Annotated in this window: 13 protein-coding genes; 8 read left to right on the top strand and 5 right to left on the bottom strand. The window is 53.8% G+C overall.

Going from position 1 to position 17,103, the window contains the following annotated elements:
* Positions 1 to 2: 2 nt before the first annotated feature.
* Positions 3 to 998, top strand: a complete 996-nt coding sequence (locus MT343_RS17095; protein WP_145466674.1) for a lipase secretion chaperone — start codon at positions 3 to 5, stop codon at positions 996 to 998.
* Here the strand turns inward: MT343_RS17095 and MT343_RS17090 are convergent.
* The 3 genes from MT343_RS17090 to MT343_RS17080 all read right to left on the bottom strand — a co-directional run bounded on the left by MT343_RS17090 (position 975) and on the right by MT343_RS17080 (position 5,200).
* Positions 975 to 1,802, bottom strand: coding sequence for an inositol monophosphatase family protein (locus tag MT343_RS17090; RefSeq protein ID WP_145466673.1), 828 nt, complete (start codon positions 1,800 to 1,802; stop codon positions 975 to 977). The two genes, MT343_RS17095 and MT343_RS17090, sit on opposite strands and share 24 nt — an antisense overlap.
* 67 nt (positions 1,803 to 1,869) lie before the next feature.
* A complete protein-coding gene (locus MT343_RS17085; RefSeq protein WP_145466672.1) occupies positions 1,870 to 4,542 on the bottom strand; it encodes a putative bifunctional diguanylate cyclase/phosphodiesterase in 2,673 nt (890 codons plus the stop codon).
* Between the two features lie 70 nt (positions 4,543 to 4,612).
* Complete coding sequence (locus MT343_RS17080) at positions 4,613 to 5,200, bottom strand: arylesterase (protein WP_145466671.1); 588 nt, start codon at positions 5,198 to 5,200, stop codon at positions 4,613 to 4,615.
* A gap of 43 nt (positions 5,201 to 5,243) precedes the next feature.
* Here MT343_RS17080 and MT343_RS17075 point away from each other — a divergent pair, with 43 nt between their 5' ends.
* The 5 genes from MT343_RS17075 (at position 5,244) to MT343_RS17055 (ending at position 13,084) form a co-directional block, all read left to right on the top strand.
* A complete protein-coding gene (locus tag MT343_RS17075; protein WP_243989424.1) occupies positions 5,244 to 6,008 on the top strand; it encodes an ABC transporter ATP-binding protein in 765 nt (254 codons plus the stop codon).
* Complete coding sequence (locus MT343_RS17070; protein WP_145466669.1) at positions 6,005 to 8,503, top strand: ABC transporter permease; 2,499 nt, start codon at positions 6,005 to 6,007, stop codon at positions 8,501 to 8,503. The genes MT343_RS17075 and MT343_RS17070 overlap by 4 nt, the downstream gene beginning before the upstream one ends.
* A 55-nt stretch (positions 8,504 to 8,558) precedes the next feature.
* Positions 8,559 to 9,539: a CobW family GTP-binding protein gene (locus MT343_RS17065; RefSeq protein WP_145466668.1), complete on the top strand. Its 981-nt coding sequence runs from the start codon at positions 8,559 to 8,561 to the stop codon at positions 9,537 to 9,539.
* A gap of 97 nt (positions 9,540 to 9,636) precedes the next feature.
* Entirely contained in the window at positions 9,637 to 10,344 is a 708-nt protein-coding gene (locus MT343_RS17060) for a substrate-binding periplasmic protein (RefSeq protein WP_186435785.1), read from the top strand.
* A 118-nt stretch (positions 10,345 to 10,462) separates the two neighbouring features.
* Positions 10,463 to 13,084: an ExeM/NucH family extracellular endonuclease gene (locus tag MT343_RS17055; protein WP_145466666.1), complete on the top strand. Its 2,622-nt coding sequence runs from the start codon at positions 10,463 to 10,465 to the stop codon at positions 13,082 to 13,084.
* A 105-nt stretch (positions 13,085 to 13,189) separates the two neighbouring features.
* Here the strand turns inward: MT343_RS17055 and MT343_RS17050 are convergent, their stop codons facing one another.
* Both MT343_RS17050 and MT343_RS17045 read right to left on the bottom strand, forming a co-directional pair.
* Entirely contained in the window at positions 13,190 to 13,648 is a 459-nt protein-coding gene (locus MT343_RS17050) for a CZB domain-containing protein (RefSeq protein WP_145466665.1), read from the bottom strand.
* Between the two features lie 161 nt (positions 13,649 to 13,809).
* A complete protein-coding gene (locus MT343_RS17045; protein WP_145466664.1) occupies positions 13,810 to 14,286 on the bottom strand; it encodes a hypothetical protein in 477 nt (158 codons plus the stop codon).
* Positions 14,287 to 14,467: 181 nt separating this feature from the next.
* Between MT343_RS17045 and MT343_RS17040 the strand changes: the two genes are divergently transcribed.
* The gene (locus MT343_RS17040; RefSeq protein ID WP_186435784.1) at positions 14,468 to 15,358 is read left to right on the top strand and encodes a diacylglycerol/lipid kinase family protein; all 891 of its coding nucleotides are present in this window, start codon (positions 14,468 to 14,470) and stop codon (positions 15,356 to 15,358) included.
* A 134-nt stretch (positions 15,359 to 15,492) separates the two neighbouring features.
* Entirely contained in the window at positions 15,493 to 17,100 is a 1,608-nt protein-coding gene (locus MT343_RS17035; protein WP_186435783.1) for a DUF4124 domain-containing protein, read from the top strand.
* Positions 17,101 to 17,103: the final 3 nt, after the last annotated feature.

Genomic DNA, 17,103 nt, shown 5'->3' with positions numbered 1-17,103 from the left:
TCATGAAGCCACTTCACGGTGCATTGGGTATCACACTGTCGGCAGTGGCGGTCGTCCTGCTGGTTTATGCCGTGCAGGACGGCAATCTGGTGCAGCGGGCTGAATTTCAGCCCGCTGCAGCGGAAAACGATCAGGCTATTGCTACCCCTCTGGTTTTACCGCAGGCAGGTACTGTCGATACCAAAAATGTAATGACCTTCCGCGGTGCCAGTGTGGATGGTTATCTGCGTACCGACCACCGTGGGCAGTTGGTTGTTGATATTCAGCTGCGTCACTGGATGGATTTTTATCTGTCGGCTCAGGGAGAAGTGCCGCTGGATGATCTGCTGCAGACCATGCGCAGTCAGATTGCAGGTCTGCCTGAGCCCGGGCAGGCGCAGGCATTAAAAATCATGGACGAATATCTTGGATATCTGGCGGCTCTGGGTGATTACGACCGGGATGCGGAAAAGCGTGTCAGCCAGTCGGGTATGGATGAGCTGGCCGCGCGGGTTGCCTGGCAACAGCGTCTGCGCCGGGAATGGCTGGAACCCAACGTCGTGGAAGCATTCTTTCACGCCGACGAAATTATGGACAACTACACTCTGGCGCGTCAGCAGCTGCGCGCACAGGGTGCCGATGAAGCACAGCTGGCTGCACTCGACAGCAGCCTGCCGCCAGAGTTACAGCACATGCGTGAGCAGTCACAACAGGTGCTGAGCTTACAACAGCAGGAGCAACAGCTGCGTCAGCAGGGAGCTTCGGCTGCCGTCGTTCAGCAATGGCGCGAACAACAATATGGCAAAGAGGCCGCCGAGCGACTGGCCGGTGTTGATCAGCAACAGCAGCAGTGGCAGCAGCGGTTAAAAGATTACCAGCAATACCGTGATTCACTGGCTTTGCAGGGGCTGGATAATCAGGACCGTGAGATGTTGCTCAGAACCTATCGCAGTCGTCACTTTTCGGATACTGAGCAAAAACGCCTGAACGCGGCCCTAACGCTTCTCGCTGGCGAATAACATATCGGCCTGTTGCAGCAGTTGCTGCAGCGGGCTGAATAACGCCGGCACTGCCAATATAATATTCTCTCCGCACAGTTGCGGATTTACTCCCTCAGGTAAGGCATGAATATGGCCGAACTGTACGCCGGCTTCGCGTGCAATTAATTGTGCGGCGGCAAAATCCCAGGGCTTAACCGTTTCGTAATAAGCGTCCAGCCGGCCGCAGGCCACCCAGCAGATATCCAGTGCCGCTGAGCCCAGACGGCGAATATCCGCACACTGTGTCAAAACCACCTGCAGGCGCTGAATCAGCTGGGGAATATCGTGTTTATCATAAGGAAAGCCGGTCGCAATGAGTGCCCGGCGCATATCCTGTGTTGTTGCACACTGAATCGGGAGTTGATTCAGCCATGCCCCCCGACCGTTAACGGCACTGAATGTCTCGTTCAGAAAGGGGTTATGCACAACCGCGACCTGAGCTTTGCCCTGATGATAATAGGCAATGGAAACAGCCACCTGTGGATGCAGGTGGGCGTAATTCACCGTGCCGTCGATAGGGTCGATTACCCACAGATGCTCACAGTCGGTCGGATTATCCGGAGCCAGTTCTTCGGACAGAATCTGGTGGTCCGGAAAGTGAGCAAGAATGCCATCGCGGATAATCTGATCCGCGGCAACGTCGGCCTGAGTTACCAGCTCTGTTCCCTGTTTAAACTGAATATCCAGCTGGTGGCGTTGCTGGGCGATTGCGTTGCCGGCCTTTTGCGCAAGCTGCAGGGCCGTATCGTACAGTGTCTGACTGTCGATCTGGGACTGATCCATTCAGGAATTCTCATATTGATAATTAAAACCGCTTGCCGCTGCCGGATATTTTAGCCGGCACAAAACACTACTGTTGCTGTAATGATTTCTGCAGTGGCGGTTTCTGTTCCAGATAACGCTGGCGGAAAACATCCGCTGGTATCGGTTTGCTGAAATAGTATCCCTGATAACTGTCACAGGCCAGCGCCTGCAGCAGCGCCAGTTGCTGGTGGTTTTCAACCCCCTCCGCCACAAGTTCAAGCCGCAGGGTTTTGGCCAGTGCAATAATGGCCCGGACGATCGCTTCATCTTCCGGGTCATTATTAATTTCGTTGATAAAAGCCCGGTCGATTTTCAGCTTACTGATCGGGAACTGCTTCAGATAACTCAGCGATGAGTAGCCTGTACCAAAATCATCCATCGCAAAGCGCACACCCAACTTATTGATGTTATCCAGAATCCTCAGATTTTCCTGAACATTATCCAGCAGTAAGCTCTCGGTGATTTCCAGCTCCAGATATTTCGCCTCCAGCCGGCTGATGTTCAGAATTTCCTGTGTGCGTAACACAAAGGCATCATCTAACTGGCGTACAGAAACGTTAACTGAAATAGTCATATCCAGAGCGAAGGTGTTATTCCACTCGCGGAATTGCTTACAGGCTTCCAGTAATGCCCAGTCACCAATTTCCCGGATCAGGCCAGTCTCTTCAGCAATCGGAATAAAATCGGCGGGAGACACTATACCGGCACTTGGGTGTATCCAGCGGATCAGTGCTTCGGCACCCAGCAGGCGATTATCAAAGGTGCTGACCTGAGGTTGATAATAAAGCTCGAATTCCTGATTTTTAACTGCGCGGCGCAGTTCATTTTCCAGCGTCAGACGGGAATTTACTTTCTGGTTCATTTCTTCGGTATAAAACTGATAGCAATTGCCGCCGCGGGATTTTGCCTGATACATGGCGGTGTCGGCATTGCGCAGAAGAATATAAGATTCGTTGGAGTCATCGGGGCAAACGCTGATGCCAACGCTGCAACTGGTTGATAATTTATAGTGGTCAAGTTGATACGTCTGGCTGACCGCACTGATAATACGTTCCGCCAGATGTTCAATTTCCAGCGAGCTTTCCGGCTCGTTCATCATGACAATAAATTCGTCACCGCCCAGTCTTGCCACCATGTGTTTGGGGCCAACCAGATGACGTAAACGATCTGCGACGAGTTTTAATAAACGGTCACCGACCTGATGGCCGAGCGAATCATTAACGGTTTTGAAGCGGTCAAGATCAATAAACAGCAGGGCAATTTTTCCGCTGCCTGGGGTCAGCTCTTCAATTGAGTTCATCAGCTCGTCATTGAAATAATAACGATTGAACAGTTCGGTAAGAGGATCTCGGGTAGCGAGATACTCAACATGCTGCTGTGACAGGGTATGGTCGGTAATATCAATTAACAGCCCTTCCAGTTGGCAGGGATTTTGTTTGCTAAAGACAACCTGACCGCGATCCATAATCCATTTCAGTTCATGTTGCCGCGTCTGAATGCGGTAGATGATTTTATAGGGCTTGCCACTGCTGCAATGGCTGTCAATTTCCTGCAGGTATTTTTCCTGATCATCGGGATGAATAAGCGCGAGCAGGCTGTGGCGTCCGGCGTGTTCATTGGCAGTATCACTGAAGATCTGCAGGTCTCCATTGCTGATAAAATCAAGCAGATGCTCAGGCAGACTGATCTGGTAAATACTTCCGGGAATATTACTCATCAGCATATCGATGATTTTCCCTTTCTCGCTGAGCGCGCGGGCTTCCTGCGAGTAGCGGCGTTCATTTTGCTGCGTATTTTTAAGGGTATGGCGGTAACTGCGCCAGGCTGCTGCCAGCAGTATGCCGAAAAACAACAGCGGCCAGGCGATGTCTTCCAGCCACAGGGTGAGCAATGAGGCCATGGGCAGTGAGATAATCTGCAGCAGTTGTGACTGCGGATCGAAGCTGACCACCCCCAGGCGTTTACTGCCATCAAATTCGGTCTTATTGGAAAAATAGGTAAAACCTGAAGTGCCCGGCGCGGGGATATTCAGGTTCTTTTGTTGCCGGTCACTGATACGGGTACCGATGATTTGCTGGCGGCTGACAGGTAACGGGGATGCGAGCAGTAAAATACCATCAGGGCTGAGCAGACGCTGTGCTGAATGTTCCAGACTGCCGGAAGCTGGCCACTGCAGGTTGTTGTTACTGGTTGAGGTCAGCAGGCAGATAACCCGTGCAACCTTTTGTGACACGGGTAAACAGTAGGGCAGGTAACGGCCCTTATTAATCAGCATGGTGCTGATAAAACGGGGATTCTGCTGTTGTTGCAGCAGATTCAGATCCTCAGCACCGATATCCGGTGGTGACTGCTGGATGTCTGTGCTGTCAAAGGAGCTTGCCAGCAGCTGGCCGTCGGCAGAATACAGGGCGATATGGCTGTATAACGGCCGCGGTTTATGTTGCTGGCGGACCCACAGTGACCAGTCCTGCAGACTCTGTGCTGGCAGGTTCTGTTGCAGGCTAACCAGTTGAGAGGTCAGCTGTTGTTGCAGCAGGCGGGTGTTGCTCTGGGCGACAGTCGCCAGGGCTTCGAGCTGAGCCAGAGTGCGCTGGCGGTTGGTTTCCCAGCTGCCGGACAGGTAGAGCAGAAGCAATACGGCAAGCAGGAGTAGTCCTGGCAGCAAGTAGGTTTGCCGTGCCTGTATGGCTCGCAGTCTGCTCAAATAGCGGCTGAACATAGCATCGATCCCTGATTATCCGGAGCATCAGGCAGAATGCCGCAGGCCCCTCAGGAATGGAGTATAGAAGTCAGTCGTTGTTAGTGCTCAGATACTCACTTAACCAACCGTTCAGCACTGACAGTACGGCATCGCGCATCAGAGGTTGTGCGGCACTGGTCGGGTGGATGCCATCAGGCTGCATCAGCTCTGCTTTGGTGGCGATACCTTCCAGCAGAAATGGCAGCAGCAGGGTGTTTTGTTGTGTGGCCAATTCAGCGAACACCGCCTGAAAGGCGCTGGCATATCGCGCACCATAGTTAGGCGGAATCTGCATGCCCAGTAAGAGAACGTCGCTGTTTGCCTGATTGGAAAGCATGATCATGCGTTGCAGGTTTTTTTCGATGACACGCACCGGAGTGCCGCGCAGGCCATCATTACCGCCCAGCTCGATAATGGTCAGATCCGGCTGGTGCTGCTGCAGCAGTGCAGGCAGGCGTGTCAGGCCGCCGCCGGTGGTGTCACCACTGATGCTGGCGTTAATCACCTGAACCGCGGGAACGCGCTGTTGCAGCGATTCCTGTAATAAAGCGACCCAGCCCTGTTGCACCGGCACGCCAAATCCGGCACTAATGCTGTCACCAACGACCAGAATCCGCGGTTCTGCCTGTACACTCATGGGCAGAGCCAGAAGTATTAATAACGGCAAAGGGAGAGTGACTTTGACGGACAGTGTGAGCAACAGCCTGAATCGCGCAACGACAGACGATGCCAGCGGGCGTGACCGAACAGCGACAGACAGTAAGAAAGCAGACACCGGGTTTTCTCTCCGTATTCAGCAGCTGGGCAAAGTGGTGGATACCGGCGCCCAGCGGCTGACCATCTTGCAGGCTGTGGATATTGAGATCAAGTCGGGTGAGAGCGTGGCCATTGTCGGCGCCTCCGGCAGTGGTAAATCAACCCTGCTGGGCATTATGGCCGGGCTGGATCTGCCGACCACGGGCAGTGTGGAGCTGCTGGGGCATGAGCTGGGCGCGCTGGATGAAGATCAGCGTGCTGCGGTGCGGGCGCAGGGTGTCAGCTTTGTGTTCCAGAACTTCCAGCTGTTACCGGGGCTGACGGCGCTGGAGAACGTGATGCTGCCGCTGGAGATCCGTGGTGTGCGTAACGCCCGTGACGAAGCCCGGCAATTGCTGACGCAGGTGGGGCTGGGCGAACGGCAGCTGCATTACCCGACGCAATTGTCTGGCGGCGAGCAGCAACGGGTTGCTATTGCCCGCGCCTTTGCCGGCAAACCTGCGATTCTGTTTGCCGATGAACCCACCGGTAATCTCGACAGCAAAACCGGCGCGCAGATCGAAGATCTGTTATTTGAGCTGAATCAGGCCGGCGGCACCACGCTGGTGCTGGTGACCCACGATGAACGTCTGGCGCAACGTTGCCAGCGCCGGGTACATATGAACGCTGGCCGGCTGGAGGCGTTATGACGCTGTACCGTCAATGGCTGCTGGCGTTGCGCCTGCTGTTGCGCGAGGCCCGCAGCGGTGAACTGACCCTGATTCTCGCGGCCCTGCTGATTGCCGTCACCTCCACCACCGCCATTGCCCTGTTCAGTGCCCGTCTCGATCTGGCGATGCAGTCCCGCTCCAACGATTTACTCGGTGCTGATCTGCGCCTGCAGTCGACCAGCCAGATTGATCCGGCCTGGCAGGAAGAAGCGCAGAGGTTAGGGCTGAGTACCAGCCAGACCCTGACATTCCCCTCGGTGGTGCTGCATGGTGATGATATGTCGCTGGCGGCGATCAAAGCGGTGGATAAAGGCTATCCGCTGCGCGGTATTCTGCGCATCCGTGAACAGGCAGGCGATGACGCCGCCACGTTGGATGCAACACAGGGGCCGCTGCCCGGTGAGGCCTGGGTGGAGCCGCGTCTGCTGGCATTGCTGAATGCGCAACTGGGCGATGAGGTCGAGCTGGGTACGACCCGCCTGCGCCTCAGTGCGGTCATCGTTGAAGAAAGTGACCGTGGCGGAAATTTTTATAACCTGTCACCACGGCTGATGATGAACTGGGCCGATCTGGAACGCAGTGGCTTAACCGCTGCCGGCAGCCGCCTGAACTGGCGCTTGCTGTTGCTCGGCGATGAGCAGGCACTGGCGCAGCTGCGGACCTTCCGCGATCTGGCGCCCAATCAGAAATTTGAATCACTGGCCGACAGCAATCAGGCGATGGCCAATGCCCTCGATAAGGCGCGGCGTTATCTTGGCTTAGCGGCGATGCTGGCGGTGGTGCTGGCCAGTGTGGCGGTGGCGATCAGTGCCCAGCGCTATGCCAGCCGCCATTTTGATATCAGCGCGCTGATGCGTACCTTTGGTCTGGCGCGGGCACAGGTGTGGAATATCTACGCCTTACAGCTGTTGCAGCTGGGGTTGGTGGCGACGCTGGCCGGTCTGGCGCTGGCGGCTGGGCTGCAGGCGGGCTTATTGGCGGTTCTGGGTGAACTGGTGCCGCAGCCGTTACCGGCGGCGCCCTGGTCGGCCTGGCTGCTGGGTGCCAGCAGCGGGTTGCTGACTTTACTCGGCTTTGCTTTGCCTTATTTGTTACCGCTGGCGCGGGTGACGCCGCTGCGGGTGCTGCGCCGTGATTTGCAGCCGGTGCCGTTATCCGGCTGGCTGATTACCTCGCTGGCGTTGATTGCGCTGACCCTGCTGCTGTTCCTGTTTACCCATGATCTGCCGATGACGCTGGGCATGATGGGCGGTGGCAGTCTGCTGGTGGTGATTATGCTGCTGGCGCTGAATGGTCTGATTCAGTATCTGCGTCGTCTGCTGGCACAGCGTGATTTACCCCTGATGTGGCGTTTTGCCTGGCAGCATCTGAGCCGCAACAGTCGCCAGAGTGCCGGGCAGATTCTTGCCTTTGCCCTGACCATGATGGTGATGCTGGTGATCGGCGCACTGCGCAACGACCTGCTGGCCGACTGGCAGGCAAGCCTGCCGGACGATGCGCCCAATGTGTTCGCCATTAATATCCAGCCCTATGAAGTGGATGACTTCCGCCAGTCACTGCAGGACGCCGGACTGCAAAGTCAGAAACTGTACCCGATGGTGCCCGGCCGCCTGTTGCGCATTAATGATGTCAGCGTGCAGGAGCTGGCGGTGGCCGATGACCCGGCGATTAACCGCGATCTGGCGCTGACGTCGGATCAGCAACTACCGGCTGCTAATGTGATTGAAGAGGGCAGCTGGCAAACGCTGCTGGATGAGAGCGGGCAGGTATCGCTGGAGCAGCGTCTGGCCGGACGGCTGGGTGTTGGTCTGGGCGACACTCTGGCATTCAGTGCCGGTGGGGTGGAATTCAGTGCGGTGGTCAGCAGTATCCGCAGTGTTGACTGGGGCACCATGACGCCGAACTTCTACATGATGTTCTCCGCCGATGTGCTGGCGCAGCTGCCGGCCAATTACCTCACCAGTTTTTATGTGCCACCGGCATCTCAGGCGCAGCTGACGGCGCTGATTCGTCAGTATCCGGGAATTACCCTGCTGGATATGCAGGTGGTGCTGGGCCAGGTGCAGGCGCTACTCAGTCAGGTCAGTCTGGCGGTGGAGCTGATTCTGCTGTTTGTGCTGGTGGCGGCACTGCTGGTGATGCTGTCGTCACTGGTGGCGGCGTTACCGGAGCGTCTGCGCGAAGGCGCGGTGTTGCGCACTCTGGGCGCCGGTACCGCGTTATTGCGCCGCGGGCATCTGGCGGAATTTGCTTTGCTCGGTTTTATTTCCTCGTTGCTGGCGCTTATCGGTGCCGAAGCGATCTGCTTTGGCCTGTACCGCGGTCTGCTGTCGCTGCCATACGATGGTCTGGGCTGGGTGTGGTTATGGCTGCCACCGCTGGCGGCGCTGTTACTGGCGCTGCCGGGTATGTGGCTGATGCGGCGCACCGTGACGGTGGCGCCACTGACCGTATTGCGTGAGCTGGTGGAGTGACAGGCGGGTGGACAGTAGTGTTATTATGTAACAATACTGTTTTTGAGATCCTGTCATGATCCGCACCCACCTGATTACCGGTTTTCTTGGCGTTGGTAAAACAACGGCTATCCTGCACCTGCTGAAACAAAAGCCGGCCGGCGAAAAGTGGGCGGTGCTGGTCAACGAGTTTGGTGAAGTCGGGGTCGACGGCGCCATTCTCGCCAGCCAGGGTGCAGTGGTTAAAGAAGTGCCCGGCGGCTGTTTGTGTTGTGTTTCCGGCCTGCCGTTCCAGATTGGTCTGAATATGCTGATTGCGCGGGAAAAACCCGATGTACTGCTGATCGAGCCAACCGGGCTGGGGCATCCGCGCAATATCCTGCAAACCCTGCGTAATGAACACTACCGCGACATTCTGCAGCCGGGCGCCAGTCTCTGTGTGCTTGATCCGCGTCATCTCAGTGACCCGCGCTATCTGGATAATGACGTCTTTGCCGATCAGATTCAGCTGGCCGATGTGCTGGTGGCAAACAAAACGGATCTGGCAACAGACGCTGACCGCAACGCGTTTGAGCAATTACTGCAGCGCGCTGAGCCGGCTAAAACCGCCAGCGCCTGGGTGGTGAATGGTGAAATACCGCTGGAATTATTGGCGGGTGGGACTCAGCCGCAGCGCCTGGCATTGCATCCTGACGCCCATGCGCATCAGCATGCCCGCGAGGATCTGGCACCACAGAATGCACTGGCCGACGGTGAAAAACTGCGCCTGCTGGAAAATCATGGCCAGGGGTATTACTCCGTTGGCTGGTTAATCAGCGCTGACTGGGTCTTTTCGGCACGGGCTTTACGTGGCTGGCTGAACAGCCTCGATGTGCAGCGGGTGAAAGGTATTATACTGACCGACGAAGGGCCGCTGGTGCTTAATATGCGCGATGCAGTGTTAAGTGAAATGCCAACGCGCATGCCGGACGAAAGCCGGCTGGAATTACTGCACTCGCAACCATTAACAGCTGCGGAGCTGCAGCAGGCATTGCTGGCCTGCAAGGCTGAGCAATAATCCGCAGATAAATACATCACAGGCATGGGTCTGTACGGAATAGACGGAGATGATTGTGCGTCCTGTGTTTTTAATGTGCCTCCGGCTTGCTGTTTTTTTGGCTCCGCTGTTCAGCGCCGGCAGTCATGCGCTGACGCTGAGTCTGGCAGCCGAAGATGCCTGGCCTCCCTTTTCTGATTCACAGGGCAACGGCTATTCCCGGGATCTCGCCATTGCGGCTTTTGCCCACAGTGGTGTCACACTCAATATTCAGGCCGTGCCTTACGCGCGCGCATTAAACCTCACGCTGGCTGGTAAAGCCGATGGTTGCTGGAATGTGACCCGTCAGCCCAGCACTGAAGAGCAATATCTGTTTGGTAACGAGCCATTATTTACTGCCAGAGCCTCTTATTATTTTAAAGCGGGTAAAGAAAAAAACTGGCATAGCCCTGCCGATATTCCCGACGGCACTCAACTGGCGGTTATTAATGGTTATGAATACGGCGCCGAATTTGAAAAGCACCGCCACCGGTTAAAACTGATTGAGGTTTCCAAACAGCAGCAGATGATTGCCATGCTGCTGAATGAGCGGGTTGAAGGCGCGATCTTTTTTGACCGGGTGTTTGATTACACGATGGCGAACAGCCACTATGACCGTTCACTGATTCGCCGCGGTGAAGAAAATCATACCAGCAATATTTATATTGCCTTCAGCCGTCAGAATGCCAATGCTCAGAATTATGCCAAAATGCTGGACGAAGGTCTGAGAATGCTGAAAAGCAGTGGCGAATATCAGCGCATAATGAATGGCCTTTACGATCGCTAGCCGGATTTTCGCGTTGTCATATAACGCACATAAATCTGTCAATAATCCGTATCTTATCTGCAACACTCCTCCTCTTTAATGCCCCGCTGAATACATTCATTTGCGGCCGGGGAATACGATGAAAGCGCTTTTTACCATAAGTCTGCTGGGGCTCAGTCTGAGCAGCTGGGCTGACAGTACGCTGCTGATTAACGAAGTTGATTCTGATAATACAGGTACGGATACTGCCGAATTTATCGAGCTTTATGATGGCGGTACTGGCAATACCTCTCTGAATGGCCATGTTGTGGTGTTATTTAATGGCTCTAATGATCAGAGTTATCTGACGATCGATCTCAGCGGCCACAGTACCGACGCTCAGGGTTATTTTGTTATTTGTGGCGATGCCGCTAACGTTGCTGGCTGTGATCTGGATACTTCCCCCGACAGCAACCTGATTCAGAACGGTGCCGATGCGGTTGCGTTATATCAGGCCGCTGTCGCTGACTTCCCGAATAATACTGCGGTCACCACCACCAACCTGATTGATGCGCTGGTATACGACACCGACGATAATGATGACTCTGGTCTGCTGGTACTGCTGAATGCCGGTCAGCCGCAAATAAATGAAAATGCCAATAGTGATAAAGACAACCAGTCGCTGCAGCGCTGTGAAAATGGTGCCGGAGGTGCACGTAACAGCGCCGGTTTTATCAGCGCAACTCCGACTCCGGGGGCTGCATCGGCCTGTAATGTTGTCGTGGAACCTGTGCTGGGTAACTGCGGAGAAACCAGCCAGCCAGAATTTCGTTTAATCAGTGCGGTGCAGGGCAGCATTACTGATGTCAGCGCTGATGCCAGTCCGCTGCTGGGCGAAACTGTGATTGTCGAAGGTATCGTCACACTGGATAAGCAGGGCGGTTTGCTGGCTAACGGTGACAGCTCTTACCAGTACAGTGGTTTCTGGCTGCAGGAAGAAGACACCGATGCTGATAACGATGCCATGACCTCTGAAGGTATTTTTATTTATGACTATAAAAATGCCGTTAGCAGCGGAGACAAAGTCCGGGTAATGGCCAAGGTTGCTGAATACCAGCAGGTTACCCAGCTGAAAAATGTGCAGGAGCTGGTGATCTGTTCTTCCGCCAATGCCTTGCCGGCCGCGGTAACCGTCACTCTGCCGGTTGATAATCTGCAACAGCTGGAAGCGCTGGAAGGCATGCGTATTAACAGCTCGCAGAACCTGATTGTCAGCGACCTGTTTGGCACCGGTTATGGCTTTGGCAATTACGGCCAGTTTGTTGTGTCATCGGCACTGCATTTCCAGAGTACCGAAATTGCTGCACCACAATCGGCAGAAGCACAGGCGGCCATCGCTGCCCGCGCACTGGATGTGTTATTAATCGACGATGGTGTATCCGCGGCCTATCCGGCGTTTATTCCGTTTCCTGATGACAGTGGTTTCAGCGCGCTGAACCCGCTGCGTATCGGTGACAGCGTCAGCACCTTCGATGGTGTGATGCATGCTTATAAAAATAATTACACCGTGATTCCTTCTGCACTGACCATTGATCCGACGCACCCGCGTACAGCCGCCCCCACGATTGCCGCCGATGCCAACCTGGTGATTGTTGGTATGAACGTGCTGAATTATTTTAATGGTGATGGACAGGGTGGTGGCTTTCCTACCAGTCGTGGCGCCAAAACCTATGATGCCTTCACCATGCAGAGCGATAAAATTGTGGCAGCGTTAACCGCCATGAATGCCGATATTATCGGCCTGATGGAAATCGAAAATGACGGTTTCGGTGAGCACAGTGCGATTCAGACTCTGGTTAACGAACTGAATAAACAGCAAACCGCGGGCAATGAATACAGCCTGATTAATCCGGGCGTCAGTACCATTGGCAGCGATGCCATTACCGTGGGGCTGATCTACCGCGCCGGAAAAGTGACCGCCGTTGGTACTGCTGCCATTCTCGACAGCAGCAATTCAGCCAAAGATGAAAATGATCAGCCATTATTCCTCGATACTAAAAACCGTCCGGCATTGATTCAGTCATTCAGTATGAATGATGAAGTCTTTACGGTTGCCGTTAATCATCTGAAATCCAAAGGCTCCGCCTGTAACGAAGACAATGAAGGCGCCGATGGTCAGGGTAACTGTAATCAGACCCGTAATCGTGCGGCACAGGCACTGGTGCAATATCTGGCAACCCAGCCAACCGGGGTTAACAGCAGTGCGCAGCTGGTGCTGGGTGATCTGAATGCTTACAGCAAAGAAGATCCGATTAATACGATTCTGGATGCCGGTTTCAGCAATCTGAAATACAGCGAAAAATCGACAGAAACTCAGCCGTATTCCTATTCCTTTGGTGGTTTCCTTGGCAGCCTGGATCACGCACTGGCGACCGCTGATTTTTATGCCCATGTGGTCAGTGTTGATGCCTGGCATATCAACTCGGTAGAAGACAGTCTGATGGATTATGAGACTGAAGCAACGGGTCAGGATTACGACTCAATCGATAACTATGCCAATGCTGATGCTTACCGCTCTTCGGATCATGATCCTATTGTGGTGGCACTGCGTATCGATAAAAAAGCACCGGAACCGGATCCCGAAAATCCGGATAACGGATCAGATAATGGAGACAATAATAACAGCGGCGATAACAACGACGATGATAACAACGGTGGCCCGTTGCATCCGTTGACTCTGCTGGTGCTGGCAATGATTGCAGCGCTGCGTCGTCGCGGCTGAGGGATCTTAAGGGAGAAATATACAGGATGTAAAATCAGCCCCGGCGTTTATCGCCGGGGCTTTTTTATTGCACCGTTGGCGGTAATTAAGTCGTTCAGAAATGAATTATCCGGCGGATTTCAGTTGTTGCTCCAGCGTATCCAGTGCCTTTAACAGTTCAGCCGACACCCTGGTAAGCTGTGTTGCCTGCTGCTGTATCAGCGCTGTTTTCTTGGCATCGCTTTTTTTCTTAAGACCCAGCAGCTGTTGCCAGAACGGCGGTGTTTCACCGTGTTCTAATAAACGAAATAAATCCAGACTGATCTGGTGCAGTTGCCGGTGCGGAGATTCTATGGCGCGGAAGGCCGGAAGCGTGGACAGAGCCTGACCGGCACCATAATACCAGCGGCCAAACTGGCATTCCGTATGCTCCAGCGGCAGTTGACCTTCTTCTATTTCCTGACCGGCAAGCAGAGCCTGGGCGTATGCCCGCCAGCGTAAGTGAGCGCTTTTGGCCCGGGTGATCTGTTGCAGACACTTTTCGCTGTCGGCATCGCTGAGATAAATATTGGCAATAACAGGCATGAGTTTCAGAAATCCTTACAGATAACCTCAGCCTAGCAATAAACGGCGAAAGTGCCGTGTGCCTGAAAGCATCTCTGAGTCATTTTACCGGGAATTCTATGCGGATAAGTGCATCCCTGCTTACCCTCAGTCCATTTCGGTACGGGCGCTCCTGCCCGTTTTTAATTCAGATAACGGCTGGCCAGCGAAAATTCATGCACGATGGCACTCAGATGATTCCGGCGTTCTGGCTGGCTGCGGTAAAGATGCTGCAAAGCAAAGAATGGCTGGTACAGATAATCCAGGCACTGACAGCGCCAGCAGCTGGCCGCCTGACTATTGAACGTGGCATCGCGCAGCGTGTTATACAGCCGCGTCAGCCAGCTTTCCTGCAACGGCTGCAGTTGGCGTTCGCCGGCGCGGCAGGCCAGCTCCAGCCCCAGATCCAGATATTCATTCAGCCATTCCGGGTGCAGTTCGTTGCCCCGGTGGGAACGTATCTGCAATTCCAGCTGGGCAAGTCGCTGCTGCTCATGCACAGGTACCAGACTGCCACCCTGTGGGGTCTGCGCTGAGCGGAATTGTTGTGGACGGATAACCCGTGCACTGGGTAGAGCACAGGGGCTGCAGGCAGCAGATTCGCAGTGAGAAGTGGGCATAGCAGCCTCCTTGTTGGTGCTGGTAAAACAATCTAATGATAACAATTATCATTTGCAAGTTTTTCCTGCAGGCATTCAGAGTGCCATCAATAGGCTGGCTGTCATCATTCCGCTATAATCCGCGCCGCGCTGGCCCCACCTCTGTTTATTGCCGCCAGTGCGCCGATGGGGAGTATGCCGCGTGGCCGCAACACAGGTTCTGATCGTCTTTAATCCGGTTTCCGGCTCCGGTAACCGCCGCATTGTTGAAGCTGTACAGCAGGCGCTGAGCAACCGTGGTTGTGATGTCAGCCTGTATCCGACACAGAGTGCTGGCGATGCCACTCATTACCTGTCTGCATATACTGGCCCGCTTGATGTGGTCGCTGTTGCCGGTGGTGACGGTACTGTAAATGAAGTGGTCAATGGTCTGCGCCAGCGTGATAACCAGAGCTATCGTCTGGCGCTGATTCCGACCGGTACGACCAATGTGCTGGCCGCTGAACTGGGTATCGGTAAGGCGCCGGATAAGATCGCCGACATTATTATTAATGGCCGCGAAAAGCCGATTTATCTGGGTGATATTAACGGCCGTCGTTTTGTGTTGATGGCTGGTGTTGGCTACGACGCCTGGGTGGTGGATAACGTTGACCTGGCGTTAAAAAAGAAAGTCGGCAAGCTGGCTTATGTGTTATCGATGCTTAAGCAACTGCGTCACTTCGGTAAGAAAACCTATCAGCTGACGGTGGATGGTGAACGTTATCAGGCCAATTCTGTGGTGATTACCAATGGCCGTTATTATGCCGGATCTTTTGTACTTTCGCGTCAGGCCGACTTAAGCAAAGCGACTACTCAGGTGCTGATGATTTCCGGCCGAAATCCGCTGAAATTCCTGGGTATTCTGCTGGGTTTACCGCTGGGTATTATGGAAAAAATGCCGGGTATGAAATCTGTTGCCGCCCGTCATGTGCAGATTGAATTACTGAATGCCGGTACCGAACGCGAGCCGGTGCAGGCCGATGGCGATTCGCTGGCCGAGCTGCCGCTGCATCTGCAGATGGAAGACAGCCCGGTACGCCTGCTGATTCCTTAGGCTTCGGGCCTGTTTAATTAGTGTTAACAGACCCTGGTCTATCTGGCTCTGATTCATCTGCAGGCAGCGGTTACATGTAACCCTCAAACTGTTACTCTTCACGATAACGGATGAAGGATAACAAGGAGGGTTATATGCGCATAACGCTGTCGTTACTGCTGTTTTCATTATGGGTCGCCAGCGCGCAGGCTCAGGTTTATAAATGGACCGACGATAAAGGTCAGGTGCATTTCAGCGACAAGCCTCCGGCAACCAGTCAAGCGCCTGCTAAAGTCGAAACCGTTAATCCCGGAGCTCAGAAGCGTAACAGTCATTTGTCGACTGCTCCTGATAGCGCAGCTGCGCAGTTTGTTTCTTCATCCTCTTCTGATGCCATTCAGTTCATCGTTTCCTTACGCCAGATGCTGGCCGAAAAAAATTACACCAGCCTGAATCTGCGTCTTCAGGCTCTGAGCCGTTTGCGTGAAAAAGATATTCGCAGTGAGCGCAGTGAAGTTGCCGCCTATGCTGCTTTCCGGGTAATCCGCGAAAATTATCTCCAGCAACTGAACGACTGGGTGAACAGCAGCCCGGTTAATGTGCAGCCCTATATGGCAAGGGCAAATTATTATTACGCGATGGCCTGGGCCAGTCGTGGCGGTAATGTCAGCTCCGAAACCAGTGATCAGCAGATTCAGGGTATGACATCCTATGCAGAACTGGCCCGTGCTGATTTACAGCGGGTTATTCAGCGTAAGGCCGATATGTTGCCGGCCTATGCGTTATTAATCTGGACAGAAAAATTATTAGGCAATAACGAGGGTAGCCAGCAGGCTTTTTTACAGGGCATTGAGTTACAACCGGCCAGCTATACGCTTTATCGTAATTTTATTATCACTCAGGCTCCACGCTGGGGTGGCTCCTATGAAAGCATGAAGGCTATCGCTGAAGCGGCAGTCTCAGAGGTAAACAACAATTCACTGCTGGCGCAGATTCCCGGATTTATACTGCAGGAAGCGGGCAAAGATTCACGCATCGCGAATCATTATAACGATTCGCTGAAATATTATGATACAGCGCTGCAGCTGGGTGATAACGATGAAGCGCTCGATGGTAAGGGCCGGACGCTGTACGACAAAAAAGAATATTCCGCGGCGGCACAGGCGCATCAGCGGGCAATCACTCTGTATCCTTATGAAAGCAGCTATTACCAGCAACTGGCCTGGAGTGAATATAAACGAGAGGAATACAGTGCTGCCGGTAAAGCAATACGTCAGGCCTGCCTGCTGAATCCGGAGAACGAAAAATATCAGAACCTGCGTAAAGATATTTCATTGAGTCTGGCGCGAAAGACCTATCAAAAACGCTCAGAGATGTTACCCGGTGCACAGGTTGCGGCCTATGAACAAGCACTGCAGTTAGCCCCGGATAATGATGAAGTGTATTACTACCGCGCACTTTATTATGGTCATCAGGGAGACTGGCGCAATGCCGAGATTGATCTTAAAAAGGCCATTGAGCTGGACCCTGAAGATTTCGACAACTATTACCAGCTGGATTATGCCCTGATCCGGAAGAATAAAGATTTTGCCCAGATCGCCAGATACTGGTTGCAGTATCTTGAATTAAAACCGAATGACAGTAAGGCTCTGCTGGAGATTGCCGGGACTTATTATCATATGAAAGACAAAGAAAAAATGCGCTTTTATGCCCAGAAATCCGTCGATCTGGGCAATGTTGAAGCGCAGCAATATCTGCAATAAAGC

Origin of the sequence: Venatorbacter sp. C2-1 (assembly GCF_022832715.1) — a bacterium.
Classification (GTDB): Bacteria; Pseudomonadota; Gammaproteobacteria; order Pseudomonadales; family Oceanobacteraceae; genus Venatoribacter; species Venatoribacter alkanivorans.
The sequence above is the reverse complement of the archived record's forward strand: the minus strand, read 5'-3'. Positions and strand labels throughout refer to the sequence as shown.

Bases quoted from the DNA above. Each gene is read 5' to 3' on its own strand.
- MT343_RS17050 (WP_145466665.1), bottom strand. From the start codon at position 13,648: ATGCCTGTTATTGCCAATATTTATCTCAGCGATGCCGACAGCGAAAAG.
- MT343_RS17065 (WP_145466668.1), top strand. From the start codon at position 8,559: ATGATCCGCACCCACCTGATTACCGGTTTTCTTGGCGTTGGTAAAACA.
- MT343_RS17080 (WP_145466671.1), bottom strand. From the start codon at position 5,200: ATGAGTGTACAGGCAGAACCGCGGATTCTGGTCGTTGGTGACAGCATT.
- MT343_RS17070 (WP_145466669.1), top strand. From the start codon at position 6,005: ATGACGCTGTACCGTCAATGGCTGCTGGCGTTGCGCCTGCTGTTGCGC.
- MT343_RS17045 (WP_145466664.1), bottom strand. From the start codon at position 14,286: ATGCCCACTTCTCACTGCGAATCTGCTGCCTGCAGCCCCTGTGCTCTA.
- MT343_RS17090 (WP_145466673.1), bottom strand. From the start codon at position 1,802: ATGGATCAGTCCCAGATCGACAGTCAGACACTGTACGATACGGCCCTG.
- MT343_RS17035 (WP_186435783.1), top strand. From the start codon at position 15,493: ATGCGCATAACGCTGTCGTTACTGCTGTTTTCATTATGGGTCGCCAGC.
- MT343_RS17055 (WP_145466666.1), top strand. From the start codon at position 10,463: ATGAAAGCGCTTTTTACCATAAGTCTGCTGGGGCTCAGTCTGAGCAGC.
- MT343_RS17085 (WP_145466672.1), bottom strand. From the start codon at position 4,542: ATGTTCAGCCGCTATTTGAGCAGACTGCGAGCCATACAGGCACGGCAA.
- MT343_RS17095 (WP_145466674.1), top strand. From the start codon at position 3: ATGAAGCCACTTCACGGTGCATTGGGTATCACACTGTCGGCAGTGGCG.